This is a genomic window from Vibrio sp. HI00D65, from assembly GCF_001635455.1.
GTDB lineage: Bacteria > Pseudomonadota > Gammaproteobacteria > Enterobacterales > Vibrionaceae > Vibrio.
The window spans coordinates 1-483 of the sequence record NZ_LWEH01000519.1 but is presented as its reverse complement, the minus strand read 5'-3'; the positions used below and the strand labels follow the sequence as shown (position 1 = coordinate 483).

Here is a 483-nt window from a genome sequence, read left to right as displayed (position 1 = left end):
CTCTAAGAACAAGCTTCTAACGGCAGAAGAACAAAGTGAATTAGAGCAGAAAGCACAATGTGGTTTACTTCACGATGTAGCACAACAGCAAGGCAGCGAAGGCTTAATCAGTCACTGGAACAAGCTTCCAAGAAAACAAAAGCAAAGCTCACACCTTGTCTCTTGTTTCGTAAAACAACTGATCGCCCGTAAAGCCGATGCAGAAGCTTTTACAGTTATCAAAGAGAACATTGCTAAAACAGGTTCAAACGAGCTCTACATGCTACTTCCAGAGCTGAATCTTGCTGATCACCACCCAGTGGTTGTTATGTTAGAGCGCGCTATCAGCAAAGATAGCAATAATGCAGAAGCACACAGTGCATTAGCTCAGTTCTACTTAAGAGAACAGAACTGGGCAGAAGCACAAAACCACTTCGAGAAGGCTCTGGCACTACGCTCAAATGTATCAGATTACGGGTACCTATCAGATGCACTAGAGAAGCA

1 protein-coding gene is annotated in these 483 nt (G+C 43.7%); it reads left to right on the top strand.

What is annotated here, in order from left to right; all coding sequences use genetic code 11:
* Positions 1 to 483: tetratricopeptide repeat protein (locus A3712_RS23210; protein WP_157618869.1), on the top strand; the 483-nt coding region annotated here is incomplete at both ends.